Below are 13,648 nucleotides of genomic sequence, written 5' to 3'. Positions count from 1 at the left end.
TTTCTGCTGCTGTAATCTTAGCTTCTTCTTCTGCTTTCTTAGTATCTACTGCTGTTTCTTTTTCTTTACGCTCAGCTTCTGTTAAGCTCTTATCTGCTGCGATTTCTGCTTTTTCGGCTTGCGCTGCTTTTTCTAAGTCCGCTTTCGCTGCTGCAACAATTGTATCTCTATTGTTCAAAGAGTTATATTTTTCAATAAGTGACTTAGCAGATTCTTTATAGTTACTTGTAGTATTTATTCCTGAATTAAGTAAATTATCAATCTCTGTCAATTTTGTTTCATAAGCACCCTTAGTTTCAGGAGTAGACCACTTAGTATCTTCTGATTTTTGTTCTACTAATCTAGTATGGATTCTCTGTAGTAAATCCTTCGCAACATTTTTTGTATCTTGTTTAATTGAAAAATCTGAACCTGTCAGTGGGAGTGCATAGTGTCTATGCACTGATTGATATCCCATTCCCAAATGTTGATTATCTGCTGAACTAATTCGAACTGTATATTCAGTTACACCTTTAGGTATTTCAATCTCCTTACTAGTAAATGTTCCACCCGTACCATTTGGTTTATTATTAGCAATTTTCGCATCCAAAGCTTCTTTTGTTGGTGACGGTGTATCTGGCGTAGTAATAAATTGAGGACTATTTTTCCCATCACTTGCTTTAACAACTGTCATTTCATCATTTTGTTGAGCCTCTTGTGGTTTAAATGTTTGATCGTATAATTTTTCTTCTTTTCCATTACGATTAATGATTACTTCGACCTTATACTGTGCTTTAGTACCTTCAATATCTCCAGTATATCCAGTTTTGAATGACACAACTACTTTGGAACCGTGTTCTTTTGAGTATGCTTTAAATGTTTTTTGAATTCCATTAAATCCTTTAACACCTTTAGCAATATTTCCGGCTTCACCTGTATGCACATACTTAGAACCATCAAACGTTTCTTCTTCTCTATTTGCCTGTGTCCTAACTTTTGATAAGAATAACATATAATCACTAGTTCTATCAAAAGATTGCTCTAATACCCAAGTTTGATATATTTTTCTTCCAGAACTCCATACTGTGTTAACTGTCTCAATTGGAAATACTCCCTTATCCGTTTTTCTTGCTATAGCAAATTTTCCTGGATTTCCATCTGCAGTAACAGCATTCCATCCCCCAAATTCATGAATTTCTTTTACATCCCCTCTTGCAACCCCTGTTTTATCTCCAAGTTCATCCATATTCTGAATTTTTTCATTGTTCTGAATCGTCTCAGGCAATGATTCCAACTTATTTGAAAGGGTTTTTACATCGGCACCTTCTACTGGATTATCAAATACTTGATTTGCTGATGTATCATCTGTCGTACTAGGAGTTGTATCTGTACGGAATGGATTATTTGTATCTAATACTTTTCCATTACGTTTATCTTTAGAACCTGAGTTTGCAATCGAATTAGATTCTGAAGATTTCTCAGTATTTGTTGCTTTTTTACCTACAGTAGCTTTTCCATTTGTAGTGTCTACCGCTGGTGCTTCTTTTTTCTCTTCTGGTTTTGTTTGTAATTTTGTTGTTGCTACAACTAAGTTTGCATGTGCTTGTGATAATTCAGCTTGTGTTTTTGCTTTATTTAATACAGATTTTGCTTCATCTAAAGCTGTTTTTAATTGATTTACACTATTATCTGTTTTACTAGCGTATGTGCCTTGAGAAAGCTTACCATCAATTTCTTTGATTAAATCTGTCAATTCTTTCTTGTCTAGAGTCTCCACCTTCTGAGGTGCTGATTCTGGTGAAGAACTATTTTCAACTGTTGAAGGTTGAGTATTTGTCTCTACTGTTGCAGCAGGACTAATTGCTACTGTGTTCCCTTCGTAGGTCCCATTCTGGACATTCTGATCTTTAGGTTGCGGTGCTTGAGTCTCCCCATTAGTTGAAGACACTCCTTGCTCTGCAGCAGATACTGCTCCATTTCCTAAAAACATGAACAAGGCAGCTACTGCGACACTAGCTGCACCAAAGCTGACCTTACGAATAGAAAAACGTAATTGCTTTTCACGATTGTGTTTACCTTTATGAAACATTTAATTTCCTCCAAAAAAATATTTTATCATATTATATGATACTCTTTTACTATAAAAATTCAATAGAACATTTTCCATATTTTTTAATCTATTATAATTTTATTCGTATATATATATATATAAAGAGATTTTTTAATATAATTATATATTTTTTTGAAATAAAAATCATATAGTCAGAAATATTACATTTTTATAACATTTAGCATTTTAAAAAAGATCAGGAAATTCCCCAACCTTCATACATGTTTATTTGATTTTTTTAGCTAGCATGGTCGCAAAGCGTAGTTGAATACGATTGCCATTCTCATCGCGACGATGCAAATGACCTGGATTTTCATTGTACTTAACCAATTCCCAGTCCTTGTAATAGTATGCCAATTCTCCTTCTTTAAAGGTGAATGGGAAGTTCACTGAGCAAGGATAATCCTCCGTGTCCATAGCACAAACGATAAGATTGTAACCACCAACACTGGTTTTCTCCTGCATATTTTGAATAATAGCTGGAATGCGGTCCGCTTGTAGAAACATGAGAACAACAGTTGACACGATAAAATCATATTCTTGCCCAATGCTGGCTGAATTGATATCGTAGAGACCAATTGGCATATCCAAATCTTCCTGCTCCACAATGCTTTGCAAAATTTCAAGAGAAAGCTCATTTTGATCTACTGCTGTCACATCAAAACCTTGCTGGGCTAGAAAGAGTGCATTACGGCCTTGACCACAGCCCAAATCTAAGGCTTTCCCTGGTTTTACTATTTGCATGGCCTCTAGAACCTCTGAATGAACAGGATTGGTATTGTATTTCTTAGGGAAATAATCCGCAGGTTTACAATAAAATTCCAAATACCATTCTACATCGTCTGTTACAGCCTCCACTCGGTGCCAAGCTTGTGGTTGTGCCATTGGATTGTCAGCCCCCGCTTCAAAGAGATGCTCAGCTAGAACTTCGCCATCCTCTGTCAATTCAATAAACTTGAGAGCTCCCTTCAAGACAGTAATTTTCCCCCAAGTCCCAACCTTGGTATTGTGTTTCTGCTGAACAGCCTCTGGCATGGTTTCTTTAGTCCACAAAGGCATGCGTTTATAGGCAACTAGTTTTTCCATCTTCATTCCTCTTTTTATCGCTGGTTGACTGCTTTCATCACGCGCGCGATGTCACGATTCTGCTCACGTCGCTTGATTGACTCCCGTTTATCATAGTCATGCTTCCCTTTGGCAAGTCCTAAAAGAAGCTTAGCATAACCATCTTTAATATAGACTTTTAGGGGAACCAAGGTCATTCCTGTCCCTTTGGTCTCTTGTTCCAACTTTTGGATTTGTTTCTTATGGAGCAGGAGTTTGCGACGACGTTCTGGTTCCTGGTTCCAGATATTGCCCTCTTCGTAAGGAGCGATATGAACATTGCTCAACCAGACTTCCCCATTTTTTACTTGGGCAAAGCCATCCTTGAGATTGATTCGAGCAGCTCGTACACTCTTGATTTCAGTTCCAGTCAGAACCATCCCTGCCTCTAGCGTATCTACGATTGTATAGTCGTGGCGCGCCTTTTTATTTTGTGCGACGACCTTTCCCTCGCCCTTTGCCATGCTTAGCTCCTTTCTTAGCTACTTCCTTGTAAAAAGGTTTCTTTCCTTTTTTCTTCTTGTCTTTTTGTGAATGTTTGCGCTTATCATTTGAGCGTCCTGATTTTCTCTTGTCTTCCTTCTTATCCGAACGACGACTTGAACCACGCCCTCTATCACTACGACTAGACTGTTTCAAGCCTTTTTCAATCACATCAAACTCACTTGGGATATATGAAAAGTCAATTTCACCTGTCATCTTGTCGGCTCTTTCAACTCGGATACGGATTTGCTGACCTACACGGAAAGTTGTTCCTGATTTCTCTCCACGAAGAGTCAAATCACGTTCATTGAAATGGTAGAACTCAGGCAGATTGGTGATGTGAATCAAGCCTTCAACCGTATTTGGCAATTCGACAAAGAGACCGAACTTGACAATGCTGGATACAACCGCATCATATTCTTCACCCACGTATTCTTCCATGTACTCAGCCTTTTTCATGGCTTCGACTTCACGTTCAGCCTCAATGGCACGACGTTCACGGTTGGAAGACTGGGTCGCAATCTCAGGAATCACTTGTTCAAAATGCTCTGCTATTTCCTTAGAACGGCCGTAATCCCGAATCATACGGTGAACAAGAAGGTCTGGATAACGACGAATCGGACTAGTAAAGTGCGTGTAATAGTCAGCCGCTAATCCATAGTGGCCGTGATTGTGCTCCGAATAGCGAGCCTGCTGCATAGAGCGAAGAAGCATCATGGACAATACATCCGCATAAGGTTCTCCCTCAACAGTACGCATGATGTCTTGGAGGACCTCCTGGCTAATCTCACTAGCGGTCCCATAAATACGCAAGCCAAAGCTTGAAGCATAATCAATAAACTTCTGAACCTTTTCAGCCTTTGGCTCCTCGTGAATTCGATAGATAAAAGGCAAATCCAGCTTGCTAAAATGCTCAGCAACTGTTTCGTTGGCCATCAACATAAAGGACTCAATCATGCGCTCGGCAATACCACGCTGACGAAGAACGATATCAACAGGCTTACCTTGCTTATCCACTAAAATCTTGGCTTCATTGGTATCGAAATTGAGGGCTCCACGTTTCACACGCATGTTTTCTAGAGTTTCATGGAGCTTAGCCATAAGTTCAATACTTGGAACAATTTTCTGATATTCTTGTCTCTTTTCCTCATCGCCTGCTAGGATATCATTGACATCACTATAGGTCATACGAAAGCTAGTCTTGATAACCGTTTGTGTAATAGTGTAATTGACCACACGACCATCTTTATCAATCTCCATAATAGCTGACTGGGTCAGGCGGTCAACTTGAGGATTGAGAGAGCAGATACCATTTGACAGTCGTTCTGGAAGCATTGGGACCACACGGTCTGTCACATAGACAGAAGTTGCGCGGTTAAGAGCTTCCTTGTCAAGGGCAGAACCCTCGGTCACATAGTAGGAAACATCTGCGATGTGAACACCAAGCTCCAGATTCCCATTTTTCAAGGCCTTGATATGCACCGCATCGTCCAAGTCCTTGGCATCCGCGCCATCAATGGTGAAGGTAATCTCATCTCTCAAATCCAGACGATCTTCCATATCCTTTTGAGACGGAGCATCAGGAACACTTTCTGCTTCCTTAACAACAGCCTCTGGAAATTCTGAGACAATGTCCATAGACTCCAAAACCTCAAGGACATCAATTCCGACATCCGTCGAGTACCCCACCACATCTAGTACACTTGCGACAAAGAAATCGTGTTTCTTGCTTGGGTATTTCTCGATAAAGACCTTGAGAACTTCTGTTCCCTCCAGTTTAAGGGCTGATTTCTTAACATAAATCGGTTGACTGATTTTCTGATTTTTCGAACGGATGTAGCCAGCATACTTGGGCTTTTCCTGATCTAGAACGATTTGGCCGACAACAGTTGTCAAACTGTGTTCTAAGATATCAATAATTTTGGCTTCGGCAGCTGTTCCTTTGTTGCGGTCAGCGACTTTCTTGATGACGACCTCAACGGTATCACCATCAATAGCATAGTTGACATCATTTTTTCCTACAAAAAGGTCGTCCTCCTCGCCTTCCAGACTGACAAAGCCAAAGCCATTTTTATGGGCATGAAAAATCCCCTTGAGAGTAATCTCATGTTTTTTCTTAATTTCTAATGTCAGACTGCCATCTTCTTCAAAGCGAATCTGGTACTTTCTTTCCATTAGAGACAAGGTTTTAATCAACTCACGAAAATCCTTGGATCCATCTTTCCCCAAAGCCTGAGCCAAGTCATTGACAGTCACCTTTCCCTTGTCTTGTAAATATTCTTTTATAATTTCTTTCATATTTTCTTTCTAGATTTTTTCTTTTCTTTTACTGTAAAACCTTCTCAAACATCATTTAAAAATAAAAACAGGCAAAGACCTAGTCCTGCCCATTATTTTCTTATCTACTTGATAATACCGTCAATGCTAAGGCAATGGCTAGCCAGAAAAAGACTAAAATCCCTGTCAAACGCTGCATTACAGCCTCGAAACCACGTGCTTTACTGCGTTCAAACAAATCACCTGAGCTGGCATCAAATACATTGCTGGATTGGTTTTTGGTTGGTTGCATGAAAATCGCAATCACAATCACAACAGATAATACTAATAAAATGGTTAATAATAGGTTATACATATCAAACTCCTTAAAATCCTTATTATTTTACCATAAAATCTACTTAGATTCAAGATGTAGGGTTACTTTTCTTTCCTTGGGACAATACTTTAAAACTTCAATCTTGTCTGGATGGGTTTTTGAATTTTTACTGGTTAGGTAATTGATACTGCCACAAGAGGAGCATTTGAGATTAATTTTTACTCGCACTAGATTTCCTTTACTTTTAATAATGTTCGAAATTGAAGCAGGTTAAAGAGACAACTAAAGGCAACACAAAGACTTGTCGCATAAAAGACAGCATGGTAGCCAAATTGACCTGCTACTGCAGAACCTGCCATAGGTCCTATAACTCCACCAATATAAAAAACTTGGTTGGAGGAGTAAATCCTTGAAATACCTGATTTTAGAGTTATCTTACTGACTTCCGTCAAGTAGAGAAAGTACTTGTGTTAGAAGTTGGTCCTGATTGTCATTGTTGTCTAGAACATGGATGGCCAAATATTTCTTTTTTTCTAAAGGCCACTGGGCTGCCAGACGTGACTCAGCTTCATCCTTGGATAGCTGATCCCTTTTCATTAAACGTTCCACTTGGACATCTCTATCCACATAGATCAACCATGTCTCATCAAACCAAGAACTATAGTCTTGTTCAAAAAGCAAAGGAATATCCATGAAAAAAATGGATTCTGTCTGAGCCAACTGCTCTCTTAACACAGCTAGTTCCTCACGGATAATCTCTCCTTGGATTTGCTTAGACCATTCTCGTTCTTCAGGATTTGAAAAGATAAGACTAGCTAGGAGAGGGCGATTGAGTTCTCCATTTTCTAGAATGATTTCTTGCCCAAAGTGCTGGACTAGAGCCTGAAACAGACGACCACCAGGTTTCTGTAGTTGGTGGACGACTGCGTCGGCATCCACTACTTGAAAACCTTGCTTTCTTAGAAAATTTGTCACAGTTGACTTACCAGAGGCAATTCCCCCAGTGATTCCAATGATTTTTCCCATCAGTCCCTCCTTTGACAGTTTGGACAAAAGTGGGTTCCGCGTCCGCCTAGTTGGATTTTCTCAATTAAAGTTCCACAGCGGGAACATTCTTGACCAGCCTTGTCATAAACCTGATGAAAATCCTGCATGGTCCCGTCTTCCCCAAAGGCATTGGTATAGGTCCGAATGGTGGAACCACCTTTTTCAACAGCCTGTCCCAAAACAGCAATAGTCTGGTTATGAATGGCAGTCGCTTCTGCTACTGTTAACGTCTGGGAAGGTCTAGCTGGATGAACCTGAGCACGCCAGAGAACCTCATCCACATAAATATTTCCTAATCCAGCTACCAAGGTCTGGTCTAGGAGACGGGATTTGATAGGCTTTTTAGATTTAGTTAGAGCAGCTTGAAAGACCTGCACATCAAAGTCTTGCTCTATTGGTTCAGGACCTATTTTTTTAGAAATAAAATAGGCATCCAAAAGGTCAGGAGACAAGAGTTCCATAGTACCAAACTTGCGTACATCCTCATAAACAAGCGTCCCACCATCTTCAAAATGAATCAAAACATGGGCATGTTTGCGTTCAGGAACCTGGTCTGGATAATAAAAATACTTGCCCTCCATCCGCAGATGGGAAATCAAGACCTTGTCTGTCAGGTAGAAAAGTAAATATTTACCTCGACGTCCCATTGACTCAACAATCTGATCAGCCACTTCCTTTTGAAACTCGTCTAAATCCGTCTTTATCATCTTGGGATAGCGAATTTCTACACTCGAAATCTTCTTACCCAGAATCAATTTTTCTAAGCCACGACGCACGGTTTCAACCTCAGGTAATTCAGGCATAAATCCTCCTTCTGTAAAAACAAGAAGCAGGCATGAGCCCACCCCTACTTAGTATTCTTTTTCATTATAGCCAAAGTCAGCTAAATCTAGCTTTTTATCGCGCCAGTTTTTCTTGACCTTGACCCAAGTTTCTAGGAAAACCTTGTCCCCTAGCATAAGTTCAATATCACGACGGGCCATACTACCAATTTTCTTAAGCATAGCACCACCCTTACCGATGATAATCCCTTTTTGGCTATCGCGCTCGACCATGATAGTTGCACGAATGTGAACCTTGTCTGTCTCTTCATCTCGTTTCATAGAATCCACAACTACTGCGACAGAATGCGGAATCTCTTCACGAGTTAGGTGCAAGACTTTCTCGCGAATCATTTCTGATACTAAGAAGCGCTCTGGATGGTCTGTGATTTGATCAGCTGGGAAATACTGGAATCCTTCGTCCAGATTTTCACTCAAAATATCCACTAGACGAGAGACGTTATTCCCTTGAAGAGCTGAGATTGGAACGATTTCCTTAAAGTCCATTTGATTACGAAAATCATCAATCTGAGACAAAAGCTGGTCTGGGTGAACCTTATCGATCTTGTTCACAACCAAAATCACAGGAACCTTAGCAGCCTTGAGACGCTCGATAATCATATCGTCCCCCTTACCACGTGCTTCATCAGCTGGAACCATAAAGAGAACTGTATCTACTTCACGGAGAGTGCTGTAGGCGGATTCAACCATGAAATCTCCAAGGGCTGTCTTTGGCTTGTGAATCCCTGGTGTGTCGATAAAGACAATTTGTTCCTTATCGGTCGTATAAATTCCCATGATTTTGTTGCGCGTTGTCTGCGCCTTGTCACTCATGATGGCAATCTTTTGCCCCATGACGTGATTTAAAAAGGTTGACTTCCCAACATTGGGACGTCCTAAAATGGCTACAAAGCCTGATTTAAATGTCATAATTTCCTCTTACTGTTTAAAATAATAAATCCCAGATTCGTGGGAGAAAAATCAATGCGCCTGTTAAGGCTGCGAAAAGAGAGACCACTAATACCGCGCCAGCCGCCATATCCTTGGCATTTTTAGCCAGCATGGAAAAGTGATAGTGACTGGCCAAATCCACCACATTTTCAATAGCAGAATTGATAATTTCAAAAGCTACTACCAAGAAAATGCTCAATAGGAGAAAGAGCCATTCGATTCGTGACACCTGAAAAACTAAACCTGCAAGAATGACTACAAGAGCCGTCACTGCATGTTTTCGCATATTGCGTTCTTCCTTGATGGCAGTAAAAATTCCTGTGAGAGCAAATTCTAAACTAGATATCAGGTCACGATTTTTCCATTTTCGTTTATTGTCTTGTGAGTCCATAGGCTGTCAAAATTTCTTCTTGTAAACCGAACATCTCCGCTTCTTCTTCCGGAGTGTAGTGATCATAGCCATTGATATGTAAAAAGCCGTGTACTGCCAAGAAGCCCATCTCACGCTCAAAGCTGTGACCGTATTCCTCGGCCTGCTCATGAGCCTTATCGATAGAGATGAACAATTCCCCAATATAGGCATCAAACTCAGACATCATCTCTGCCAATTCAGGATTTTCAAGCAAATCCTCTTCGTCAAAGGCAATTTCCAACTCTGGTTTATATTCAAGACTGATAACATCTGTCGGGCGGTCCGTGTCACGGTACTCCAGATTGAGTTCATGACTACGCTCATTGGTCACAAAAGTGACTGCCATCTCCTTGTCTTCTTTGCCTAATTTTTGGGCTGCAAATTCCAAAATTTCTTGGGTTTGTTGCAACATTTCTTTTGAAACTTGACCAGTTTCATCTACCATTTCAATATACATGTGCTTCTCGTTTCTCTTTACTTGGCTTTATTATACCACATTTCCATGATTTTATTCTACCTTTTTGATATAATACTATGGAATACAATCACAAGGAGAGAACGATGTCATTTGACGGATTTTTTTTACACCACATGGTTGAGGAATTGCGAAGAGAGTTAGTGAATGGTCGCATCCAGAAAATCAATCAACCTTTTGAACAAGAGTTGGTCTTGCAAATCCGCAGCAATCGCCAAAGTCATCGCCTGCTCCTTTCTGCCCATCCAGTTTTTGGACGCATTCAGCTGACCCAAACAACTTTTGAAAATCCAGCCCAACCTTCTACCTTTATCATGGTTTTAAGAAAATATTTGCAGGGTGCCCTAATTGAATCGATCGAGCAGATTGAAAATGACCGTATTGTGGAAATTACAGTTTCCAATAAAAACGAGATTGGGGACCATATTCAGGCTACCTTGATTATCGAAATCATGGGGAAACACAGTAATATTCTACTGGTTGATAAGAGCAGTCATAAAATTCTCGAAGTCATTAAACACGTCGGCTTTTCACAAAATAGCTACCGCACTTTGCTTCCTGGATCGAGTTATATCGCTCCGCCAAGTACGGAATCTCTCAATCCTTTTACGATCAAGGACGAGAAACTCTTTGAAATCCTGCAAACACAGGAAACGACAGCTAAAAATCTTCAAAGCCTCTTTCAAGGTCTGGGACGCGATACGGCAAATGAATTGGAAAGGATACTGGTTAGTGAAAAACTTTCCACTTTCCGAAACTTTTTCAATCAAGAAACCAAGCCATGCTTGACTGAGACTTCCTTCAGTCCAGTTCCTTTTGCAAATCAGATGGGAGAGCCTTTTGCCAGTCTTTCTGATTTGTTGGACACCTACTATAAGGATAAGGCTGAGCGCGACCGCGTCAAACAGCAAGCCAGTGAACTCATTCGTCGTGTTGAAAATGAACTTCAGAAAAACCGCCACAAACTCAAAAAACAGGAAAAAGAATTACTGGCGACAGACAATGCTGAAGAATTTCGCCAAAAAGGGGAATTGCTAACAACCTTCCTCCATCAAGTGCCTAACGACCAAGACCAGGTTATCCTAGACAACTACTATACCAACCTACCTATCACCATTGCGCTTGATAAGGCCTTGACTCCCAACCAGAATGCCCAACGCTATTTTAAACGGTATCAGAAACTCAAAGAAGCTGTCAAATACTTAACTGATCTGATTGAAGAAACCAAGGCAACCATTCTCTATCTAGAAAGTGTGGAAACTGTCCTCAACCAAGCTGGACTGGAAGAAATCGCTGAAATCCGTGAAGAATTGATCCAAACAGGCTTTATCCGCAGAAGACAACGGGAGAAAATCCAGAAACGCAAAAAACCAGAACAATATCTAGCAAGCGATGGCAAAACCATCATCTATGTCGGCCGCAATAACCTGCAAAATGAAGAGCTAACCTTTAAAATGGCCCGCAAGGAGGAACTTTGGTTCCATGCCAAGGACATTCCTGGAAGCCATGTTGTCATCTCAGGAAATCTTGACCCATCTGATGAAGTCAAAACAGACGCAGCAGAGCTAGCCGCCTACTTCTCTCAAGGTCGCCTGTCAAATCTGGTCCAGGTAGATATGATTGAAGTCAAGAAACTCAACAAACCAACTGGTGGAAAACCCGGCTTTGTCACCTACACAGGACAAAAGACCCTCCGTGTCACACCAGACCCAGAAAAAATCGCATCCATGAAAAAATCCTGATTTTACTTGAAATCAGGATTTTTATAGTAGATTGCAATAAGATATAAACAAATCAATTAGGAAAGTCAAATTAATTTCTAGAAATATTTTAGCAGTCACAGCGTACTATTCTAGATTCAATCAACTATAACTTACTTCCTTGACAACTTTGTTCATCAAGAACAGATTGATTGCAGTTTATCTCATAGACTCTTTTACTTCCTTGCGTAGATTTTCTAGACTGCTGATGCCATATTTATCCATAACCTTTGGTAGATTTTCGATGATATCAGGACAGGCATATGGATTGGTAAAATTGGCTGTTCCAACTCCGATAGCAGAGGCACCAGCCAGATACATTTCTAGGGCAGCTTCAGCCGAATCCACTCCCCCCATTCCAATGATAGGCAGGTCTGTTGTTTGGGCAACTTGGCGGATGAGTTTGAGGGCTACTGGAAAGACTGCTGGACCTGACATTCCACCCGTTCCATTTGCCAAGATTGGTTTGCGAGTTTTGAGGTCAAAGCGCATACCGACTAAAGTATTGATCATGGTTAAGCCACTTGCTCCTGCATCCTCTGCTGCCTTTGCGACAGTAACGATATCCGTCACACTAGGGGTCAGTTTGACATAAACTGGCACATCTGAGGCTTCGACAGCTGCTTTCACCACATCATAGGCTAAATCTGGATCTTGACCAATCAAGAGTCCATGATTACAGTGATCTACATTGGGGCAAGAAATATTGAGCTCAATAGCCTTTACATTGGCTGCCTTAGAAATACCATGAGAAACAGCTGCATACTCTTGTTTTGAAAAACCAGCCACATTGGCAATAATAGGAAGATTTGGATATTCTCTTTCCAGCCACGGTAGCTTTTCAGCCAAAACAACCTCTAAACCAGGATTTTGCAAGCCGATTGCATTGAGCATGCCAGCAGGTGTCTCAGCAACTCTGGGAGTTGGATTGCCAAAGCGTGGTTCAAGGGTTGTCGCCTTGATCATAATAGAACCTAAAAGGTCTAAATCATAGTACTTGGCATACTCTTGTCCAAAACCAAAACAGCCTGATGCTGGAATAATCGGATTTTTCAAATCCAAGCCTGGTAGAGAAACTTGTAAACGATTTGTAGTCATGATTTTCTCCTTACAATACAACTGTTCCTGTGCGGAAAACAGGGCCATCTTCACAGACGCGTTGACTAACCGTCTCGCTTTCTGGCACTTTTAGGACGCAGGCATAGCAAGCCCCCATACCACAAGCCATACGAGATTCCAAAGATAGATAGGCTCTTGGGTGGTCATAAAAGGTTTGATTGATATACTTCATCATTCCAGGCGCCCCACATGAGTAAACAGCATCAAATTGATTGTCTAAATCCTTAATGACAACGGAAACATTTCCCTTGATACCATAAGAACCATCATCTGTCGTTACAAAGACTTGACCATATTGAGCTAATTCTTTTTCAAGGATAACAGCATCCTTATTAGCAAAACCGAGAACTATCACTACTTTCACACCACGCGCATGCAATTCCTTGGCAACCTCAAGCAAGGGCGGAACACCAATCCCCCCACCAACAAGGAGAACCTGGCTCTGCTCATCTAGGTCAGACAAGTCAAAACCATTCCCCTGAGGACCCATCACATCAAGAATATCTCCCTGACTTAAGGTTGAGAAAATAGCTGTCCCAGCTCCCTCAATCCGATAAATGAGATGACACTGTTTCTTAACCTTATCGATAGACGAAATTGAAATAGGGCGACGCAAGAGATGGGCGTCATCAGGCACACGCAGATGAAGAAATTGGCCTGCTCGCATAGCTTCAACCATTTCCCCTTCTAGAACTAATTCAAAGATTTTTGGCGCGATTTCCTCCTGTGCAACCACCTTCATGGTTTCCAATCGAATTGCACCCAAACGTTTCTTACATGTGGGATTCATGACT

The 13,648-nt window shown here is 40.8% G+C and carries 14 protein-coding genes and 1 pseudogene; 1 reads left to right on the top strand and 14 read right to left on the bottom strand.

Annotated elements, in window-relative coordinates; genetic code table 11:
- The 12 genes and pseudogenes from HT731_RS06965 to ybeY all read right to left on the bottom strand — a co-directional run.
- Positions 1-2,068: YSIRK-type signal peptide-containing protein (locus HT731_RS06965; RefSeq protein ID WP_173278264.1), on the bottom strand; the 2,068-nt coding region annotated here is incomplete at its 3' end.
- Positions 2,069-2,314: 246 nt separating this feature from the next.
- Positions 2,315-3,175, bottom strand: a complete 861-nt coding sequence (gene tehB, locus HT731_RS06960; protein ID WP_173278262.1) for an SAM-dependent methyltransferase TehB — start codon at positions 3,173-3,175, stop codon at positions 2,315-2,317.
- Between the two features lie 14 nt (positions 3,176-3,189).
- A complete protein-coding gene (smpB, locus tag HT731_RS06955; protein ID WP_001051750.1) occupies positions 3,190-3,657 on the bottom strand; it encodes an SsrA-binding protein SmpB in 468 nt (155 codons plus the stop codon).
- Positions 3,620-5,974 (bottom strand): ribonuclease R, encoded by a 2,355-nt coding sequence (gene rnr, locus HT731_RS06950; protein ID WP_173278261.1) that lies wholly within the window; start codon positions 5,972-5,974, stop codon positions 3,620-3,622. The genes smpB and rnr overlap by 38 nt, the downstream gene beginning before the upstream one ends.
- Before the next feature lie 100 nt (positions 5,975-6,074).
- On the bottom strand, positions 6,075-6,308 hold the full coding sequence (gene secG / locus HT731_RS06945) for a preprotein translocase subunit SecG (RefSeq protein ID WP_000282517.1): 234 nt from the start codon (positions 6,306-6,308) through the stop codon (positions 6,075-6,077).
- Positions 6,309-6,347: 39 nt separating this feature from the next.
- Positions 6,348-6,497 carry a 50S ribosomal protein L33 gene (rpmG, locus tag HT731_RS06940; protein WP_001809104.1) on the bottom strand — a complete coding sequence of 50 codons (150 nt, stop codon included), beginning with the start codon at positions 6,495-6,497 and terminating at the stop codon, positions 6,348-6,350.
- Positions 6,497-6,709: pseudogene (locus tag HT731_RS06935) on the bottom strand (MFS transporter); the annotation flags it as partial. The pseudogene HT731_RS06935 and the gene rpmG, both read right to left, overlap by 1 nt.
- Entirely contained in the window at positions 6,705-7,295 is a 591-nt protein-coding gene (coaE, locus tag HT731_RS06930; protein WP_173278259.1) for a dephospho-CoA kinase, read from the bottom strand. The gene coaE and the pseudogene HT731_RS06935, both read right to left, overlap by 5 nt.
- Positions 7,295-8,119, bottom strand: coding sequence for a DNA-formamidopyrimidine glycosylase (mutM, locus tag HT731_RS06925; RefSeq protein WP_033680495.1), 825 nt, complete (start codon positions 8,117-8,119; stop codon positions 7,295-7,297). Before mutM ends, coaE begins: the two co-directional genes overlap by 1 nt.
- Positions 8,120-8,167: 48 nt before the next feature.
- On the bottom strand, positions 8,168-9,067 hold the full coding sequence (gene era, locus HT731_RS06920) for a GTPase Era (protein ID WP_000143256.1): 900 nt from the start codon (positions 9,065-9,067) through the stop codon (positions 8,168-8,170).
- A gap of 16 nt (positions 9,068-9,083) precedes the next feature.
- Entirely contained in the window at positions 9,084-9,479 is a 396-nt protein-coding gene (locus HT731_RS06915) for a diacylglycerol kinase (protein ID WP_000378170.1), read from the bottom strand.
- Positions 9,460-9,957 carry an rRNA maturation RNase YbeY gene (gene ybeY, locus HT731_RS06910; RefSeq protein WP_000275156.1) on the bottom strand — a complete coding sequence of 166 codons (498 nt, stop codon included), beginning with the start codon at positions 9,955-9,957 and terminating at the stop codon, positions 9,460-9,462. Before ybeY ends, HT731_RS06915 begins: the two co-directional genes overlap by 20 nt.
- Positions 9,958-10,061: 104 nt before the next feature.
- On the opposite strand from ybeY, the gene pavA reads away from it, so the two are divergent.
- Complete coding sequence (gene pavA, locus HT731_RS06905) at positions 10,062-11,717, top strand: Rqc2 family fibronectin-binding protein PavA (RefSeq protein ID WP_173278256.1); 1,656 nt, start codon at positions 10,062-10,064, stop codon at positions 11,715-11,717.
- A gap of 177 nt (positions 11,718-11,894) precedes the next feature.
- On the opposite strand, the gene HT731_RS06900 is transcribed toward pavA, so the two are convergent.
- Both HT731_RS06900 and HT731_RS06895 read right to left on the bottom strand, forming a co-directional pair.
- Complete coding sequence (locus HT731_RS06900) at positions 11,895-12,881, bottom strand: dihydroorotate dehydrogenase (RefSeq protein WP_162174290.1); 987 nt, start codon at positions 12,879-12,881, stop codon at positions 11,895-11,897.
- The gene (locus HT731_RS06895; RefSeq protein WP_001070092.1) at positions 12,844-13,644 is read right to left on the bottom strand and encodes a dihydroorotate dehydrogenase electron transfer subunit; all 801 of its coding nucleotides are present in this window, start codon (positions 13,642-13,644) and stop codon (positions 12,844-12,846) included. The genes HT731_RS06900 and HT731_RS06895 overlap by 38 nt, the downstream gene beginning before the upstream one ends.
- Between the last annotated feature and the right edge of the window lie 4 nt (positions 13,645-13,648).

The sequence above is a fragment of the Streptococcus sp. k-163 genome (assembly GCF_013277555.1).
Classification (GTDB): Bacteria; Bacillota; Bacilli; order Lactobacillales; family Streptococcaceae; genus Streptococcus.
Note: the sequence above shows the minus strand (reverse complement) of the source record. Positions and strands in the feature narration are given on the sequence as shown.